The 19,311-nt window shown below is 32.3% G+C and carries 16 protein-coding genes; 5 read left to right on the forward strand and 11 right to left on the reverse strand.

Features of this window, described 5'->3' with window-relative positions; translation table 11 throughout:
* Positions 1-71: 71 nt before the first annotated feature.
* Both mgtE and rsmA read right to left on the reverse strand, forming a co-directional pair.
* A complete protein-coding gene (mgtE, locus tag ES045_RS02165; RefSeq protein WP_147111648.1) occupies positions 72-1,424 on the reverse strand; it encodes a magnesium transporter in 1,353 nt (450 codons plus the stop codon).
* Positions 1,414-2,217, reverse strand: coding sequence for a 16S rRNA (adenine(1518)-N(6)/adenine(1519)-N(6))-dimethyltransferase RsmA (gene rsmA, locus ES045_RS02170; RefSeq protein ID WP_147111651.1), 804 nt, complete (start codon positions 2,215-2,217; stop codon positions 1,414-1,416). The genes mgtE and rsmA overlap by 11 nt, the downstream gene beginning before the upstream one ends.
* A gap of 87 nt (positions 2,218-2,304) precedes the next feature.
* Here rsmA and ES045_RS02175 point away from each other — a divergent pair, with 87 nt between their 5' ends.
* Positions 2,305-3,153 carry a hypothetical protein gene (locus ES045_RS02175; RefSeq protein ID WP_147111654.1) on the forward strand — a complete coding sequence of 283 codons (849 nt, stop codon included), beginning with the start codon at positions 2,305-2,307 and terminating at the stop codon, positions 3,151-3,153.
* 233 nt (positions 3,154-3,386) lie between these two features.
* Here the strand turns inward: ES045_RS02175 and ES045_RS02180 are convergent, their stop codons facing one another.
* Both ES045_RS02180 and ES045_RS02185 read right to left on the reverse strand, forming a co-directional pair.
* Positions 3,387-3,716, reverse strand: a complete 330-nt coding sequence (locus tag ES045_RS02180) for a DUF4286 family protein (RefSeq protein ID WP_147111657.1) — start codon at positions 3,714-3,716, stop codon at positions 3,387-3,389.
* Between the two features lie 43 nt (positions 3,717-3,759).
* A complete protein-coding gene (locus tag ES045_RS02185; protein WP_147111660.1) occupies positions 3,760-5,577 on the reverse strand; it encodes a tetratricopeptide repeat protein in 1,818 nt (605 codons plus the stop codon).
* A gap of 125 nt (positions 5,578-5,702) precedes the next feature.
* On the opposite strand from ES045_RS02185, the gene ES045_RS16290 reads away from it, so the two are divergent.
* Entirely contained in the window at positions 5,703-5,846 is a 144-nt protein-coding gene (locus ES045_RS16290) for a hypothetical protein (RefSeq protein WP_189663000.1), read from the forward strand.
* 59 nt (positions 5,847-5,905) lie between these two features.
* Here the strand turns inward: ES045_RS16290 and serS are convergent, their stop codons facing one another.
* Both serS and ES045_RS02195 read right to left on the reverse strand, forming a co-directional pair.
* Positions 5,906-7,180 (reverse strand): serine--tRNA ligase, encoded by a 1,275-nt coding sequence (gene serS, locus ES045_RS02190; RefSeq protein WP_147111663.1) that lies wholly within the window; start codon positions 7,178-7,180, stop codon positions 5,906-5,908.
* Between the two features lie 524 nt (positions 7,181-7,704).
* Positions 7,705-8,640, reverse strand: a complete 936-nt coding sequence (locus tag ES045_RS02195; RefSeq protein ID WP_189663001.1) for a bifunctional riboflavin kinase/FAD synthetase — start codon at positions 8,638-8,640, stop codon at positions 7,705-7,707.
* 194 nt (positions 8,641-8,834) lie between these two features.
* Here ES045_RS02195 and ES045_RS02200 point away from each other — a divergent pair, with 194 nt between their 5' ends.
* Both ES045_RS02200 and ES045_RS02205 read left to right on the forward strand, forming a co-directional pair.
* Positions 8,835-11,570, forward strand: coding sequence for a TonB-dependent receptor (locus ES045_RS02200; RefSeq protein ID WP_147111672.1), 2,736 nt, complete (start codon positions 8,835-8,837; stop codon positions 11,568-11,570).
* A gap of 18 nt (positions 11,571-11,588) precedes the next feature.
* Entirely contained in the window at positions 11,589-13,145 is a 1,557-nt protein-coding gene (locus ES045_RS02205) for a G-D-S-L family lipolytic protein (protein WP_147111675.1), read from the forward strand.
* Positions 13,146-13,222: 77 nt separating this feature from the next.
* Here ES045_RS02205 and ES045_RS02210 read toward each other — a convergent pair whose 3' ends face one another.
* A complete protein-coding gene (locus ES045_RS02210; protein WP_147111678.1) occupies positions 13,223-14,437 on the reverse strand; it encodes an aminotransferase class V-fold PLP-dependent enzyme in 1,215 nt (404 codons plus the stop codon).
* 99 nt (positions 14,438-14,536) lie between these two features.
* Here ES045_RS02210 and ES045_RS02215 point away from each other — a divergent pair, with 99 nt between their 5' ends.
* Positions 14,537-15,853, forward strand: a complete 1,317-nt coding sequence (locus ES045_RS02215) for a serine hydrolase domain-containing protein (RefSeq protein WP_147111683.1) — start codon at positions 14,537-14,539, stop codon at positions 15,851-15,853.
* A 51-nt stretch (positions 15,854-15,904) separates the two neighbouring features.
* On the opposite strand, the gene ES045_RS02220 is transcribed toward ES045_RS02215, so the two are convergent.
* From ES045_RS02220 to ES045_RS02235, 4 genes are all read right to left on the reverse strand, one after another.
* Positions 15,905-16,108: a hypothetical protein gene (locus ES045_RS02220; protein WP_147111689.1), complete on the reverse strand. Its 204-nt coding sequence runs from the start codon at positions 16,106-16,108 to the stop codon at positions 15,905-15,907.
* A 96-nt stretch (positions 16,109-16,204) separates the two neighbouring features.
* Entirely contained in the window at positions 16,205-17,518 is a 1,314-nt protein-coding gene (sufD, locus tag ES045_RS02225) for a Fe-S cluster assembly protein SufD (RefSeq protein WP_147111692.1), read from the reverse strand.
* 144 nt (positions 17,519-17,662) lie between these two features.
* The gene (gene sufC, locus ES045_RS02230) at positions 17,663-18,412 is read right to left on the reverse strand and encodes a Fe-S cluster assembly ATPase SufC (protein WP_147111695.1); all 750 of its coding nucleotides are present in this window, start codon (positions 18,410-18,412) and stop codon (positions 17,663-17,665) included.
* A 2-nt stretch (positions 18,413-18,414) separates the two neighbouring features.
* Entirely contained in the window at positions 18,415-19,260 is an 846-nt protein-coding gene (locus tag ES045_RS02235) for an N-acyl homoserine lactonase family protein (protein ID WP_147111699.1), read from the reverse strand.
* Between the last annotated feature and the right edge of the window lie 51 nt (positions 19,261-19,311).

Consider the following 19,311-nt stretch of genomic DNA (forward strand, 5'->3'; position numbering starts at 1 on the left):
AAGATTAGCGTCTTATTTCTAATATTAAAAAGAAAAAGAAAAAACCTTTCTGTTAATTCAGAAAGGTTTTTTTAAAAACCTAATACTAGTTTTGCAATAGAAAAATAGATTAAAATTCCTAAAATATCATTACTTGTGGTAATAAAAGGACCTGTAGCCAATGCCGGATCTACTCCTTTTTTAGCTAAAATAATAGGAATAAACGTACCAATAATAGACGCGATAATAATCACAGAAATTAGTGATGCCGCAACGGTAATTCCTAATTTAAAAGGAAAGCCTAAAAACAACATTCCTGCAGACATTAACAAAGCTGCCAATACAAAACCATTTAATAAACCTTGTAAAATTTCTTTTAACAATCTTTTAAAAAGGGATCCTTTTAAACTATCATTTGCTAAACCCTGTACAATAATTGCAGAAGATTGTACACCAACGTTACCCGCCATTGCAGCAATTAATGGTGTGAAAAAGAAAAGTTCTGGAAAATTACCCATGGCACCGTCAAAACTTCCTAAAACAGAAACGGAAACAAAGCCGCCAAACAGCGCTAAAATTAACCAAGGTAAACGTGCTTTTGTCAATTCCCATATAGTATCATTTACTTCTACATCTTGAGAAAAACCAGCAGCCATTTGGTAATCTTTATCCGCTTCTTCTCGAATAACGTCTAACATGTCATCAATAGTAATTCTACCTAATAAAACGTTGTTATCATCTACAACTGGTATGGCTTCTAAATCGTATTTTGCCATAATTTTAGCAACTTCTTCATCATTTTCATGCACATTTACAGCATCTACTTTCGATTTAGAAATGTCTGCAATTTTTTGGTCTGATTTGGCAATAATTAAATCTTTTAAAGACAACCTACCTACCAATTTATCTTCTTTATCTACTACGTAAATAGAATGCACTCTTGTAACTTCTTGTGCTTGTCCTCTAATTCTACGCATACAACCAGCAACCGTCCAAGTTTCATAAACCTTTACCAATTCTTTGGCCATTAATGCACCTGCTGTATCGTCTTCATAAGACAGTAATTCTTTAATATCTGCAGCTAATTCCTCGTCTTTTAAAGCATTAATTACGCGTAACTGGCGTTCTTCTGAAAGTTCTCCGATAATGTCTGCAGCATCATCAGAATCCATCTCACCAATTTCTCTTGCAATTTCTTTTGTTGATAAATTTTCTAGAATCTTTTCACGGGTATCTTCATCTAATTCGGTAAGAATTTCAGATGTTTTTTCGCTATCTAAAAGTTTAATAATATAAATAGCTTCTTCGAAACTTACTTCGTCTAAAACTTCTGCAATATCTGCAAAATGGACTTCCTCAAAAAGTTGTTTTATTTCAGAATCGTTGTTTTCATAGATAAAACCAACTAATTTTTCTAAAAACTCTTCAGTAATTTCAAATGCCATTTTCTATTAATTTTTGCGTGAGAGAAATAAAAGCCTGAACAGATAATTGTTCTGGACGTTTCGCAAATATAGGGTCTTCTTTTAAAGTTTCAGAAAGATTAAAAGACTTTAAGCTAGAACGCAACATTTTTCTACGTTGATTAAAAGCTGTTTTTACAACTCTAAAGAATATTTTTTCATCTACAGGAAGCGAATAATCTTTTTTTCTAGTAAGCCTAATAACACCAGAATCTACTTTTGGAGGCGGATTAAATACCGTTGGCGGAACCGTAAAAAGGTATTCTACATCAAAAAAAGCTTGTGTTAAAACAGACATAATTCCGTAGACCTTAGAACCTTCTTTTTCTGCAATTCTTTTAGCAACTTCTTTTTGAAACATACCTGCAAACTCTGGTACAAATTCTCTATTTTCTATTGCTTTAAAAACAATTTGAGTAGAAATGTTATACGGGAAATTACCAATAATTGCTACTTGTTTCTTCGGAAACATTTCTTTGATATCTTTCCTTAAAAAATCGCCTTCTACAATAGAAAAGTGCTCTTTAGAAGTGTCTAATTTAATATGCTCTAAAGGAAAAGTATCATGTAAATAAGCAATGGATTCTCTGTCTAGTTCTATGACAGTAACTTTTGCTTTTTTTGGTAGTAAATATTTTGTTAAAACGCCCATTCCTGGACCAATTTCTAAGACGTCATCATATCCATTTCCAGACAAAGCATCTGCAATATTTTTTGCAATACTTTCATCCATTAAAAAATGCTGACCTAAATGTTTTTTTGCTTTTACAGACACAATCTTTGTTTTTATCCTTCTAAAAGCAAAGGTACAGTTAAATTGGTATAATTTTTGTTTCAAATAGATTTTTAAAAATCAGCCAAAATGTATAAAAAAGTACGGTTCTTATCATTACTATTTACTTTTATTTGTTTTCATAGTTATACTCAAGAAGGTAAACTAGAGAAAGGAAAGGAGAGTTTAAGAAGTACAAATTCTTCTGGAAACTCTGGTACAACATCTGTAAAGAGCTCAAGTTCTTCAGCGAGGTCCAAAAAAAATAATGAGGATGGTATCGAAAATCCGTTTGTTAGAGTTATTTGGTATGCCGCTGCATATACTGTCTATGGTTTTGTTTTTGAATCTCCTTGGGAAATGAAAGGTAGAATGAGTACAGCAGAAATTTCTAATTATCCTTATAAAGAATCTAAATATGGTAATTTTGTGTATACAGATGCTACCAATTATAACATTACAAGATTCGATGTCTACAATCATTTTTTAATGGAAAGCAAGAACTTATATGGTAATGATATTGGAGTAGATTTTAGGTTCTTAAAACGATTTTCCTTAGACATTAATTACACCTCTCTTATAGAAAAAGTAAACGGAAAAAGAGATTCTTTTAACATGTTTTCTACCTTATTAAAATACCATAGAATTAGAACCCAACGTTTAGATGCTTGGTTTGGTTTAGGTTTTAGACGTATTTTTAATGATGTAAAAGAAACTCGGTTTTTAATGGGATTTGGTGGAGAAGTCTTCATAGCAAAACCTATCAGTTTTGTTGCTTCTCATAAATGGGCAACAGTAAATAGGCAATCTGTTAGAAACACTAAATTGTTATTAAAATACCATATTAAGAACTACAGAATTTCTTCTGGTTATGAACATTACAAATTAGGAGTTTCTAATATAAATGCCTTTTCTATTGGTGTTGAAGCTAGTTTTTAAAAAGATAAATTTCCGATAAAGTTATTTTTTAACTACATAAAAGAACTTCGACAAGCTCAGTTTCACATTCGCATTCTAAATTGATGCTTGTTTTTTTAAATGAAATTATTTTTTTAATTCTAATTAAAAAAGACGCTTGTCAGTCTAGCTTATCGAAGAATTTTTATAATGCAGTTTAGATACCTACCAACTTAAAAAAACAAATTTTAATACGCTTGTTAATAATAAGAACTTTAATTACTAACACTCGTAGGATAAAACTCGTTTACAATTTTTAACTCTGTATTGAAAGTCAACATTTTGTCTGCAAATTTCTTTAAGATTGCCAAACGAAAATCATCTGCATGTAATGTATAATAATCATCTAAATCTTCTCTTGAGCTTGCTGCATATTGTATAGAATAGGTTCTGCCACCCATTTCTTCTGCTACCAAAACCTCTGTAAGTTTTGCGGATGTAAATTTCCCTGTATTTAAAATAGCTGTAATGTGAGATTCAACCCAAGTTAACCATTCGTCATGTGCAGTTCCATCAATATTTATTGTTACGTTGTATATGTACATATTAATTTTTGTAATTGTTTATTTTTTTGAGCGTTTAACATTGTTAAACCTTGTCTCCTCTTAGTTTTCTATATTTTTTTCTAGCATCGACTAAATAAATACTAGAAGGATGTTCGAAAATTATTTTCTGATAATATTCTTGTGCTTTTTCTGTGTTTTTTAAATCGTTATTATAGATTTCTGCCATCATAAAATAAACATCATCCGTTAAAAAACCTTGATTATCAGCTTCAATAATTTTAGCCAAACTTACAATGGCTGCTGTGTACCTTTTCTGTTTGACGAGCAATTTTGCTTGGAAAAATAAGACATCATCATAAATTACTTCTCCAGGAACTAAACCATTGATAAAGACATCTTTCTTAACAAACAAGTTATTTAATTTAGTCAAAGCTTCTTCATTCTTATTCTGAAAAGCCAACAATTCTGCGTTTGCCAATTGCTTTAATCCCGAAGGAATAGAGTCTACGGGTTCGTTATCAGAAATCTTTAAAAACAAAGCTACAGCGTCATTTGCAATCAATTGCGTGGTAGAACCTTTCAACACTTTTAACTGTGCTTTTGCCCAGTCAAAATCTCCTTTAAAATAACTGGTTTGTGCTACTTTAAACCGTGCTTCTTGTCCTAATTCGTGATTTTTTAATTGTGTTTGAATTTGCGAAAAATAAATAAGCGCTTTGTTAAAATTGCCTGTAAATACTAAAACATCACCTAGTTTTAACTTAATTCTTGCTTTGTCAAACTTAGAATTTGCATAAGAAAGTGCTTCTTCTAAAACGCTGTTTGCTTGTGTTGGCTTGTTTTTAGAAAAGGTTAAAAAATCTGCATAAACTACTTGTAAATTTACAGTTGCCGTATTTTTTCCAAAAGTGGTAAAAAGATGTTGAAATAAAGTTTCTGTTTCTGGATTCTTAGTAGCAACGGCAATTTTAACCAAGTATAAATTGGCGTTAATAACGTTACTTTTAGTTGTAGATTTTTCAATTATAAAATTAAAACATTCTTGCGAAGCATCAAAAGCCATGTCATTAAAAGCGATTTGACCAATGGTAAAAATAGCACTTAAATCTTCTGGTTTTCTTTGGTACAATGCTTTTTCTTGAATAAGCGCTTTTGTGTAGTCTTTTTGCTGAGTAAACAACCAACTTAACAAAGTGTTCCAAACATCTTTTGGGTTGCTTGCAGACTTTCTTAAAAGTGTTTTTCTGAATAAAATGTTTGCTTCATTTTCCGCATCGTCTGTAATATATTTGCTGGTATATCTTTGTACCAAACTAAAGTATTGATCATTTTTATCTACTAGATCAATATAAGATTCAAACATTTTTTTGAAATTTCCCTTTTCACCATAAATCTGCGCAATCTGAAAATTATAATTCGCATTCTTATTAACTTCCATTGCTTTTTCATACGCTAAAATAGCATCATCTAACAAGTTATAATCTTTAAAAATTCGTCCGATTAAACCACCATAGGCAGGGTTTTTATCCAAAGAATTTAAAGCAAGTGTGTAATTTTCTTGTGCTTTTTCTTTTTGAAGTTGTTTTTGGTAATTATAGCCTAAATACACGTACAAATAAACCTGACTCTTATTCGCCTTTATTCTGCTTTTTAGTAGGTTTTCTACTTCTAAAAACTGCTCGGTTTCTTGATAGCAAGAAATTAAGCGTCCTAAATAGGTGGTGTTAAAAGGTGAGCTATCATAGAGTTTTTTATAAATCTGAGTCGCTTTTTCATAAGCACCTTCTCGGTAATAATTTTCAGCTAAGAGATACTCATTCTGCGCCGTATTTTGGGCTGCATTTTGAGCAACACTTAAACTGCTAATAATTAGAAAAATAAGAAGAATAATTTTTTTCATCGCAATCAAAGATACTCAAGATAAATGTTAAAATTTTATTAAACCAAGGGTATTTCAATTCTTATCTGTAACATTTTGGCATCAAAATTGTCTATAGAGTAAATAACCAATCAAAACTTAAAATTATGAATACTTTTTTTACACAATACGAAACCTCAAAAAATAACGCGATCCAGTTTATGGAAAACGGACAAATAAGCGCGTATTTAAATGCTCTTTTAGAAATGAATAAATATAAAAGGTTAATGGTTGCAGTAGTCTCAAATTAGTTCTCCGTTTTCGGTTAGGTTGGAAACTGCCAACTATAACTGAATACTGTTTACTAAAACTACTTAATCATGTCGAATCCACAATAAGGTACCAAAACATCAGGTATTTTAATTCCGTTTGCTGTTTGGTAATTTTCTAAAATACCAGCTAAAACACGTGGTAAAGCTAAAGAACTTCCGTTTAACGTATGTGCAAATTCACTCTTGCCCTCTTTATTCTTAAAACGAAGTTTTAACCTGTTTGCTTGAAAAGTTTCAAAGTTAGAAGCAGAACTAATTTCTAACCATCTGTCTTGTGCCGTAGAAAACAATTCAAAATCGAAGGTTAAAGCAGCTGTAAAACCAGTGTCACCACCACACAAACGTAAAATTCTATACGGTAATTTTAATTCTCTTAAAATGTCTTTAATATGCTCTACCATCTCGCTTAATGCGTGGTAAGAGTTATCTGGGTGTTCAATTCTAACAATTTCTACTTTATCAAATTGATGCAATCTGTTTAAACCTCTTACATGTGCACCATAACTACCTGCTTCTCTTCTAAAACAAGGTGTGTAGCCTGTACAACATATAGGAAAATCTGCTTCTTGCATTAAATTCCCACGAAACATATTGGTAATTGGCACCTCACCAGTGGGTATTAAGTATAAATCATCTTCGTTAGAATGATACATTTGTCCTTCTTTATCTGGCAATTGCCCAGTAGCAGTAGCAGATTCTGTATTTACCAAATGCGGAACTTGGTATTCTTTATAACCCGCTTCAATATTTTTATCTAAAAAATAATTGATCAATGCACGTTGCAATCTAGCACCTTTTCCTTTGTACACAGGAAAACCAGCACCCGTAATTTTATTCCCTAATTCAAAATCTATAATATCGTATTTCTTTGCCAATTCCCAATGAGGCAATGAATTTTCACCTAAGTCAGGAATAATTCCTTCACTAAAAATGTTTTCATTGTCTTCTTCAGAATTTCCTGCTTTTACAGAAACGTGTGGCACATTTGGTATTTGATATAACAAATTTTGCAACGCATCTGAAATCTCACTTAGTTTCTCACCAAGTTCTTTAGACTGCTCTTTTAACTGCCCCGTTTTTTCTTTTAAAACATTTGCTTTCTGTACTTCACCAGACTTAAATAAACCACCAATTTCTTTAGATAATTTATTAGATTCAGATAAAACATCATCTAGAGAAACCTGTGTTGCTCTTCTATTTTCGTCTGCAGTTAACACTTGTTCTACTAATGTTTCTGCGTTTGCAAAATTACGTTTTGCTAAACCCACTAAAACAGCTTCTTTGTTCTCTCTAATAAATTGTACTTGTAGCATATTTTCTAAGAATTATGAAATGCAAATATATAATTTGTGAGATTGATTTACGACGAAATCAATAATAAATAATTTTACTCTTTAGGCATGTAAAAACGTAGTAGGAAGAATTATTTTTGCTTCTTTTGGGCGCTACCACAAGGGTCAGGCTTTCGCACTCGCTTTTTTTGTTGAAAAAACAAAAAAGAGCTCAAACAACTACTCAATCCTTAACGCGAAGTGAATACTAAAAAAGGAAGTTAATTTAGAGTAACGCAGACCTCACAGATTTTTAAAACCTGTGAGGTCTTTTATAAGAATATCATTTCCAAAAATGAGAAGTCAGATAAGGCCTATAGTATAGCAGTAAACCACCACAATTGTCATTTTTCCTAAAAGATAGAAATGACAAACTGTACGCGAAAACTACTCAGGCTTTTCATTTCTAGGGTTTTAGTGAATTTATGGCAGTAAAAACACAATATCAAACAACTTTAATATGATTTCCTCTAAAAACGGAAGAAAAGAAAGAAATGATTAGAAATTTACTTAATATTTTCTAAAATATACTCTCGTGCAGTTTGTTCATCTGCCTTTAATTGAAGAACTAAAGAATCAACAGAGTCGAATTTATGTTCATCACGAAGAAAATAAATCAATTCTACAGTAAGATTTTTACCATATAAATCTTGGTTAAAATCAAAAAAATGGACTTCTATCGTTTGATGATTTCCATTCACTGTTGGTCTGTTTCCAATATTCATCATTCCAAAAACAAGTTTATTTTCTATGACAGATTTTACAACATAAACGCCCGTTTTAGGAATTAATTTATAAGCTTCCTTAACATCTATATTTGCTGTTGGGTAGCCAATTTGTCCGCCTAGTTTTTTTCCATTTACAACAATGCCGTTCAGCATAAAATTGTATCCTAAATAATTGTTAGCAGTTTTTAAATTTCCAGCAGCCAAAGCGTGTCTAACTTTTGTAGAACTTACAGAAACATCATCTATATCTTGCGCAGGAATCTCTTCTACTGTAAAACCGTATAAATGGCTGTATTCTGTTAATTGATCGATATTTCCCTCTCTATTTTTCCCAAAATGATGGTCGTAACCTATAATTAATTTAGAAATATTAAAGGTGTTTACCAAAATTTCTCTTACAAAGCCTAAAGCAGTAGTTCTAGAAAAAGCTTTGCTAAAAGGGTGAATAATTAAGTAATCTAAACCTGTTTTTTCTAAAAGATGTGCACGTTCCTCAATCGTATTAATCAATTCTATTTTTGCATCTTTCTGCAAAACCATTCTTGGGTGTGGAAAGAAAGTTAATAAAACAGCTTTTTTGCCAGCTTTTTTAGCTTCAGAAACTAATTTTTCTAATATTTTTTGATGCCCAAAATGAACACCATCAAAAGTACCAATAGTAACAAAAGTTTTTTCGTCTGTAGAAAAATTAGCAATATTTTCAACTATTTTCAAAAGGAATGTATTTTTACGAAAAACAAATGTACAATTTATAAGAGTTTAATTTGTTAGAAAAAATAACTTTTAAGAAGTCTTAATAATGCAATGTAAACTCGCTTTTTTGTTAAATAGATAAAATTAGTGGACAAATAATAAATTATTCAAAAAATATCGTATTTTGCATAATAGTTAACAAATTAATTCAAATTATGATAAAAAAAATTTTATTAATTGCGTGTATAGCTTTTGGTAGCATTACAATGGTTGCACAAACCACTGTAACGGGTACGGTTAAAGATGCAAAAACAGGAGAGACACTTCCAGGTGCAAACATTAAAATTGAAAATAAGGCTGTTGGTACAACAACAGATTTTGATGGGAATTTTGTCTTAGAGGTTACAGACAACCCACCTTTTACATTAGAAATATCTGTTTTAGGGTTTAAAATGGAGAAAGTTGAGGTTACAAAAAACAATCAAATTATAGCTGTTACTTTAACAGAAAATGAAACTTCTTTAGACGAAATTGTAGTTTCTGCTTCTAGAACTCCAGAACGTGTTATGGAGTCTCCGGTAACTATCGAAAGATTAGATGCAAGGGCTATTAAAAACAGTTCTGCACCATCATTTTATGACGGTTTAGAAAATTTAAAAGGAGTAGATGTTAATACAAATAGTTTAACATTTAAATCTGTAAACACAAGAGGTTTTGCAACATTTGCAAATACACGTTTTATGCAATTGGTAGACGGAATGGACAATTCTTCACCAGCATTAAACTTTGCAATTGGTAACCTTTTAGGAATGTCTGAATTAGATGTAAACACTGTAGAGTTATTGCCGGGAGCTTCTTCTGCATTATATGGTGCAAATGCATTTAACGGTATTATGTTTATGACAAGTAGAAGTCCTTTTAATGACCAAGGAATCAGCTTTTCATACAAACAAGGTATTACTAGTCAAGACGCAGCAGGAGACAATAGTTTTCACGATGTAAGCATTCGAATGGCACATGCCTTTTCAAATAAATTTGCTGCAAAAGCAACACTTTCTTATTTAAAAGGAACAGAATGGTTTGCAACAGATTACAGAAACACAGCAAACGGAGAATATGCAGCTGGTGACAGATCTTTAAATGATTTTGATGGTTTAAATATTTATGGAGATGAAGTTGCCATAAGTTTAGGTGGTGCAATTGGTAGAGTGAGTAGAACAGGTTACCAAGAAAGAGATTTAATGGAAGACTATGAAGCGAAAAGTGTGAAATTAAATACCGCTTTACATTACCGTCCTTTTGGTGATGATCGTTTAGAATTAATTTTCAACTCAAAATATGGCGTTGGTAATACTATTTATCAAGGAGCAAATAGATATAATATTAAAGACTTTTATTTAGCGCAACAAAAATTAGAGTTAAAAGGTAAAAACTTTTTCATAAGAGGTTATGTTACTACAGAAGATGCTGGTAATTCTTATGATTCTCGTTTTACAGCTATTAATATCAACAGAAAGTGGAAATCTGACCAAGATTGGTTTGGTCAATATGCAGCAGCATACCTTGGAGGTGTGCCAAACGTACCTGCTTCAAATCATGCAGCAGCAAGAGCAGTGGCAGATTCTGGTCGTTTAATTCCAGGAACTCCAGCGTTTAAGTCTGCTTTTGATACGGTTACAGCAGACCCTAACTTAGTTACAGGTTCTAAATTCCAAGATCAAACGAAATTATATCACGGAGACGTAAACTACAATTTTCAAGATGTAATTGAGTGGGCAGAATTTCAAGTAGGAGGTTCTTATAGAAGATACTCTTTAAACTCTAACGGAAGTATTTTTACAGATTATGACGGTGCAATTGATTATGATGAATATGGAGTTTATACTCAAATGCAAAGAAGATTTTTAGAAGAAGATCGTTTAAAATTTACCGCTTCTTTACGTTATGACAAAGCACAAAATTTTGATGGGAATTTCTCTCCTAGAGTTTCATTAGCATATGCTGCAGGTGAAAATAAGAACGATAACTTTAGAGCTTCTTTTCAAAAAGGATTTAGAAACCCAACAACACAAGATCAATATATTGGTTTAGATGCTGGGTCTGCTATTTTAGTAGGTTCTGCACCAGACAATTTAGATAGATATACAAGTGCTCCTTTAAATGTGAGTACAGAAGGTATGGCATTTGCTGGTGGAGCAACAAAAACGTTATCTGGTAGATTGGCTTATGAGAATTCTTTTTCTGCAAGTTCTGTTCTGGCTGGTGCACCCGCTGCGGCTGATGGCGCTTTAGTGAAACCAGAAGAGGTAACAGCTTTTGAATTAGGGTATAGAGGTTTGATCTATTTAGGAGATTCTAAAATTACAGTAGATGTAAGCGGATACTATAATAGCTATAATGACTTTATTTCTGGTAAAAATGTATTGGTTCCTTTTTATGGAGAAGTAGGTGATAACGGTTTATCTCTATTAGCACTTAAAAATGGAGATTTTAAAGCTTTTCAAATATATACAAATACAACAGCAGAAATTAGTTCTTACGGAGCGTCTATTGGTTTGAATACAAAAATAGCAGGTGGTTTTGATTTAGGTACAAGTTATACGTATGCTAAGTTTGATTTTGATCAAGCTTCAGATCCAGATTTTGAAGCTGGTTTTAATACACCAGAGCACAAAGTAAAATTACAGTTTGGTCACACAAATTTATTTGAAAACTTTGGCTTTAATATTAATGCAAGATGGCAAGATGAGTATTTATGGGAATCTACTTTCTTAGATGCAACAATAGAATCTAGAACAATGTTAGATGCTCAAGTTAACTATTCAGTTCCTAAATGGAAATCTGTATTTAAAGTTGGTGGTGCAAATCTTGGAGGTAAAGAATACTTTAGTGCACCAGGGGTAGGAGCAATAGGTTCTCAGTACTATGTTTCTTGGACAATTAATAACTAATAAAAAACACATTATTTTATGAAAAATTATAAATATATAGGGCTACTTCTTTTGTCAATTGGTGTTGCATCTTGTGATGTAAACAACGAGTTGGATCCAATTGCAGGAGCACCAGCACCAGCACAAGTAGCATTAAATACCAGTAATTTAGACTTCTCTAAATACGTTGCTGTTGGTGCTTCTTTTACAGCAGGTTTTACAGACGGTGCACTTTTTATTAAGGCGCAAGAGAATTCATTTCCAAATACACTAGCTTCTAAATTTAAGTTAGCAGGTGGAGGTGACTTTAATCAGCCGCTAATGGCAGATAATATTGGAGGTCTTGTTTTCAGTGGAAATGCTGTACAGCCACCAAGGTTATTTTTTGACGCTGTAAATAGAGCGCCTAAAAGATTAAGTGTTTTACCAACAACAAGTTTAGGTGTAAGAGCTGCGGGTACTTCTTTTAATAACTTTGGAATACCAGGAGCAAAAAGTTTTCACTTAACTTTTAATGGTTATGGTACTCTAAACCCTTATTTTGGAAGAATGGCTTCAAGTGCAGGCGCAAGTGTTTTAGAGGATGCATTAGCGCAACAACCAACCTTTTTTACTTTAAGTGAAGTTGGAGGTAATGATGTTTTAGGTTTTGCTATTTCAGGAGGTTCTGGTGCAGATCAATCTCCAACAACAGCAAATCCAACAGGGAATTTAGATCCTTCAACTTATGGATCGAATGATATTACAAACCCATTAGTTTTTGATCAAGTATTTAGAGGAATGGTTGGCGCAATGACCAGTGGAGGTGCAAAAGGAGTAATTGCTACAGTACCAGACATTACATTATTACCGTATTTTACAACAGTTCCTTACAACCCAATACCAATGGATGCAGCTACTGCAACTGCTGTAAATGGTGCATACGCACAATATAATGGCGGAATTCAACAAGCTTTTGGAGCGTTGGTTACAGCACAGATAATTCCTCAATCGGTAGCAGATGCCGAAATAGCGAAAAGAACAATTTCTTTTAGTGCTGGTCAAAATGCAGTTGTAATTGTAGATGAAGATTTAATAAATTTAGGTGCTATTAACCCTGCTTTTGCTACTTTACCTCAATTAAGACAAGCTACCCCAGATGATCTATTAGTTTTAACAAGTTCTTCCTTTATTGGTACGTTAGCAGATCCTAGTAATCCTTCTAGTGTAAATGGAGTAGGTGTTCCTTTAGCAGATATGTGGGTTTTAACAACTACTGAATTAGCAAGCGTACAAGCAGCTACAACTTCTTACAACGCTACTATTTTAGACGTTGCAAGCTCAAATGCAAATCTTGCTTTAATAGATTTAAATGCAATCTTAAGAGAGGCTGAAAACGGTCTTCAGTTTGATAATTATACGATGACAACTAGTTTAGTAACTGGTGGTTTAGTAGGTTTAGACGGTGTGCATCTTACAGGAAGAGGATATGCGTTAATGGCAAATAGAATCTTAGGCGCTATTGATGCTAAGTTTGGTTCTAATTTTACATTAGCAACAGATGGTTTGGCTAAAGCAGATGACTATCCAACAAATTATTCTCCTACTTTGAGGTAATAAATAGGATCACTTAAGTGTATAAAAAAAGGTTGAGCATTTGCTCAACCTTTTTTTTGTTTTATAATATATGTATTTTAAGAAAGCATCTTAACCGCTCTTTTAACTGCGCTTACTAAAACATCTATTTCTTCTTTTGTATTGTAAAAAGAAAAAGAAGCTCTAACAGTTCCCGGAATTTTATAGAAGTCCATAATTGGTTGCGCACAATGATGCCCTGTTCTAACCGCTACGCCTAGTTTATCTAAAATTGCACCAATATCATAAGGATGAATATCGTTTACGTTAAAAGAGATTACAGCCGTTTTTTCTGCAGTTGTTCCGTAGATTTTTAAGCCTTCTATTTTTAACAATTCTTGCGTTCCGTATTCTAAAAGTTCGTGTTCATAGGAAGCAATATTATCAAAACCAACTTCATTCATGTAATCGATTGCTGCACCAAAAGCAATTCCGCCACAAATATTTGGAGTTCCTGCTTCAAATTTATGAGGTAAGCCCGCATAGGTTGTTTTTTCGAAACTAACGGTTGCAATCATTTCTCCACCGCCTTGATAAGGAGGTAATTTTTGCAACCATTCTTCTTTTCCGTATAACAAACCAACACCTGTTGGACCACACAATTTATGAGCAGAAGCTACATAAAAATCGGCATCTAAGGCTTGTACGTCTGGTTTTATATGAGGTGTTGCTTGCGCTCCATCAATTAAAACAGCCGCATTAAATTGATGCGCTTTTTTAATAATTTCTTCAATAGGATTTACGGTGCCTAAGGCATTAGAAACATGATTACAAAAAACCAATTTTGTCTTTTCGTTTACCAAATTATGATAAACCTCCATGTTTAATGAACCATTTTCTAGCATCGGAATTACCTTTAAAATGGCGCCCGTTTTTTCACACAACATTTGCCAAGGCACAATATTAGAATGATGTTCTAAAGCAGAAACGATAATCTCATCGTCCTTGTCTAAAAGAGATGCAAATCCTGAGGCAACTATATTTATACTATGCGTTGTGCCAGCGGTTAGAATGATTTCATACGCCTCTTTTGCATTAAAATGACGTTGAATTTTAATACGCGCTTCTTCGTATTTATCTGTTGCTTCCTGACTTAAAGTATGTACGCCTCTGTGAATATTTGAATTGTAATTGCTATAATAATCTACAATTGCATCAATTACAACTTGTGGTGTTTGGGAGGTTGCTGCATTGTCTAAATAGACCAAAGGTTTCCCGTGAACAGTTCTTTTTAGAATAGGAAAATCTTTACGAATTTTATCAACATTTATCATAGAAAAAATATTTAGTTACAAAGATAAAGCATGAATTTTTAAACTTTTCATAAACTGAATATGATTTTCTTATTTTTACATCACTAAACTATATTTCTAATGAAAATTTTCAAACGTATTTTACTTCTTTTATCTGTAATAATTATAATTGCTGTTATTTATAACTATCCGAAATTGAATATTTTGGCAGGCTATTCAGCAAAAAATACGGCTTCCTCTGTTTTTCTCGGAGAAAGATCTTTAGAGTTTACAGACAGCACAGATAATAATTTTTCACCAGTAAATTTAGCAACCGATAAATTAGACACTATAAGTAAGTTTGCAACTTCTTCTGCTTTTGGTTTGTTAACTAGAAAGGCAATTTACAGAGAAGGTTTAGGATCAGTTTTAACGTTGGATAAAAGTGATGAAACTGCTCAATATCTAGTTCCAAAAAGATTAAAAGCAAACAACGCTACGCCTTTTCCTTATGGAAATGCACCACAAAAAGACACCGTTTTCTCTAATGTAGATTATAAAAAGTTGGATGAAACAGTAAGTTCTATCTTCGGAAAAGATAATTCTAGAGCAGTTGTTGTGCTATATAAAGATCAAATTATTTCAGAAAAATATGCGGAAGGATTTCATAAGGATGCTAGAATTTTAGGTTGGTCGATGACAAAAAGCATAATGAGCACCGTTTTTGGCGTTTTACAGCATCAGAATAAAATAAACGTGCAAGAGGTTGCTCCAATAGATTCTTGGCAAAAGGATGCACGAAAAAGCATCACAATCAATAATTTATTACAAATGAATTCTGGTTTAGAATGGGATGAAAATTATAGTGAAATCTCTGACGCAACTACCATGTTGTTTTTAGAAAGGGATATGACCAAAATGCAAGAAGAGAAACCGTTAAAATATGAAACCAATGCTTCTTGGAACTATTCTTCTGGAACTTCAAATTTATTATCAAAAATTTTAAGAAAACAATTTAAAACACATCAAGAATATTTAGACTTCTGGTACACAGATTTTATTGATAAAATTGGCATGAATTCTATGGTTGTAGAAACAGATTTAGTAGGGAATTATGTAGCTTCTTCTTATGCTTGGGCAACAGCTAGAGATTGGGCAAAATTTGGTTTACTTTATTTACATAATGGGACTTGGAATGGAGCGAAATTATTTAATAAAAATTGGGTAGATTATGTAACCACGCCAACACCAACATCAAACGGAACGTATGGTGCACAGTTTTGGTTAAATGCCGAAAAGCAGTTTAAAGACGTACCCAAAAACATGTATTTTGCAGATGGTTATCAAGGGCAAAGAGTGTATGTTTTACCAGATGAAGAAATGGTAATTGTACGTTTTGGCTTGACAAATTTTAATGAAAATGAGTTTTTAAAAGAGGTTCTAAAAGCTGTTAAATAAATAAACCACTTATTTCTAAGTGGTTTACAAAACAATCTAATGTTTGGCTATTTAACTCTTTCCTTTCACTAAACTAATAGCTATTGCCACAATTCCTAAGGCAATAGTAATATATGAATTGGTATTATCTTGCGTTGTTACTAAGTCTAAATCTCCAATAGAAACTTGTGCTTCTGGTTGTATCATCGTGTAAATTCCGTACCCTAATAAAATAATTCCGGCTACTAATAATATTGTCTTAATTGCTTTATTCATAATTTTTTTGTTTTCAATAAAGTTATAAAAAAATAAATAAACACAAAAAACCACGCAATGAGCGTGGTTTTATATATAAAAAGGCAACTGTGTTGCTTATAAATCGAAACCTATGTCAACACCTAATTTTTTTGCAATAATTTTAGCAATACGTTGTTTTACTTCAGGTATTTTTACACTTTCTAAAACCGTATTTGCAAAGGCAAACATTAATAAGGCTTTCCCTTCTTTCTTAGGAATACCACGTTGTTGCATGTAAAATAAAGCCTCGTCATCTAATTGACCAATAGTACAACCATGAGAACATTTTACATCATCTGCAAAAATTTCTAGTTGAGGTTTTGCATTAACAGTAGCTTTATCACTTAATAAAACATTGTTGTTTTTTTGATATGCATTTGTTTTCTGCGCCTCTTTATTAACAACTACTTTACCGTTAAAAACACCTGTAGAACGCGCATCATAAATTCCTTTATAATCTTGGTGACTTTCACAATTTGGCTCTATATGATGTACCAAAGTGTTATGATCTACGTGTTGTTTTCCGTCTAAAATTGTAATCCCTTTTAAAATAGAATCGATGTGTTCTCCTCTTTGATAAAAGTTTAAGTTATTTCTAGTGATATTTCCTCCGAAAGAAAAAGTATGTACAGAAACAATACTATTCGATTTTTGTTCGATGTAAGAATTGTCTACTAAAGAAGCTTTCTCATCATCATTTTGAATTTTATAAATGTCTACAGTAGCATCTTTTGCCGCAAAAACTTCTGTAACCGAATTTGTTAAAACTGGGTTAGAAGTTAAACTTTGGTGTCGTTCTATAATTTGAACATGTGCATTTTTCTCAACTACAATTAAGTTTCTTGGTTGCAACATTGTTGCAGCCTCAGAACCTGTTGTAAAATTAATAATCTGAATCGGTTTTTCTACTTCAACATTTTCAGGAATGTAGATGTAAGCACCTTCATTGGCAAAAGCAGTATTTAAAGACGTTAAGTTGTCTTCTTTCGCTATTTTATTGAAGTAATTTTCGATTACTGCTTTGTATTTTGGCTTTGTTAATGCAGCAGACATTAAACAAACATCAAAAGTATCGTGTGTTGTTTCAGATAAGAAAGAACTGTATTTACCGTCTATAAAGACAAGCTTGTATGCATCTATATCGTGTATAAAGTACTTTCTTACGTCTGCTAATTCAATCGCATTTTCTTTGTTAGGAAATAAACTATAATCTTGCTTTAAAACGGAGTTTAAAGAAGTGTATTTCCAAGCTTCTAACTTTTTAGTAGGAAAGCCTAAGCTTTCAAAATTTTTAAATGCTTTTGAACGAATTTCGTGTATGTCAGAATTTGTGTCTATATCGTTCTCAAACGCTACGTATGATGATAATAGTTTGTCTTTTAATTCCATTATTTTCAGTCTTCAGTGTTTAGTCTTCAGTTGGCAATTTATGATTTTTCATAAACAGGATTGATGACTAACTATTTTCTTATTATTAATTCACTTTTAGCATGCAGTACCTCACTGCAAACTACTACTGATTTTTCTGCGAACTTATACGAGTTCTTGTTTAATCCAATCGTATCCTTTTGCTTCTAATTCTAAAGCTAAGGAAGCATCCCCAGTTTTTACTATTTTTCCATCGTGTAAAACGTGTACAAAATCTGGTACGATATATTCTAATAAACGTTGGTAGTGTGTAATTACAATTACAGCATTGTCTTTAGATTTTAATTTATTTACGCCGTTTGCAACAATACGCAAAGCATCAATATCTAAACCAGAATCCGTTTCATCTAAGATGGCTAATTTTGGTTCTAACATTGCCATTTGAAAGATTTCGTTACGTTTCTTTTCTCCACCAGAAAAACCTTCGTTTAAAGAACGAGATAAGAATTTACGATCTATTTCTAACAACTCAGATTTCTCACGAATCATTTTTAACATGTCTTTCGCTGGCATGTCTTCTAAACCTTTTGCTTTACGAGTTTCGTTAATAGCTGTTTTTATAAAGTTTGTAACAGAAACTCCAGGAATTTCTACAGGATATTGAAAAGATAAAAACACACCGTTATGCGCTCTTTCTTCTGGTGCTAATTCACTAATATCTTCACCATTTAATTCAATCGTTCCAGCGGTAATTTCATAATCGTCCTTACCGGCAATAATGTTGGCCAACGTACTTTTTCCGGCACCATTAGGTCCCATAATTGCGTGAACTTCACCTGCTTTTACTTCTAAATTCAATCCTTTTAAAATTGACTTATTGTCTATACTTGCTTGTAAATTTTCTATTTTTAACATCGCTATTTGCGTTTATTTTTTAATAATTCTTCTAATTTTTTGAATGCTATTGGAGAATGTTGAATAATAACTTCTGCGTTTTTTTCTTTAGCAAAAGCTTCAAATTTCTCCATACTTTTTAGCGTTTCTTCTGCATCATAATTAAATGAAGGAACTCCTTTATTTGCTCTGTTTTCTTCAAAATGATATAAATCACCTGTTAATAAAACCGGTTTTTCTAAACCAGCAACTTCAACATATAAAGATTGGTGCCCGATTGTATGACCAGGTGTGTATTTAATAACGACCGTTCCGTCTCCAAAAACATCATAATCACCTGTTATTTTTTGAACCTTTTTAAGTGCTGTTACTGCGGCGTTTTTAATTTTTACAGAATCGCCAACATTTGCATTGTACTCGTTTTCTTGTACAATCCAAGTTGCATGTTTCATCAAATTAGCATGACCTGTATGATCGAAATGCGAATGAGACATTGCAAAATACTTAAAATCTTCAATTTTATAACCAATCGATTTTAATTGATTTCCCAAAGAATCTGGCCTTTTAATAGCATACACTCCGCTTGGTTCATCAAAAGCAGTTTCCATAACCAATTGTTCTGGTAAACCGGCATCCCACATTAAGTTTCCTTTTGGGTGAGAAATTACATAATACGTATCTGTAAATTGTTTTGTTTGCCCTGTATAGGTTGTGTCTTGAGAAAAAACTTCTAATTTTTTTACAAAAATAGCACCACCAACCAATTGATGTAATTGTACAATTGGTTTAGAAACAGTGTCAGCTTTTTTTTCTAATTTTTTACAACCAACAATGCTAACAGCAATTAATAAGAATAGTATTTTTTTCATTTTTTAAAATTGTGTAATTGTTTATTCATGTAACTGTTTAAACAATTAAAC

The sequence above is a fragment of the Polaribacter sp. IC073 genome, assembly GCF_007997075.1.
Lineage (GTDB): Bacteria > Bacteroidota > Bacteroidia > Flavobacteriales > Flavobacteriaceae > Polaribacter.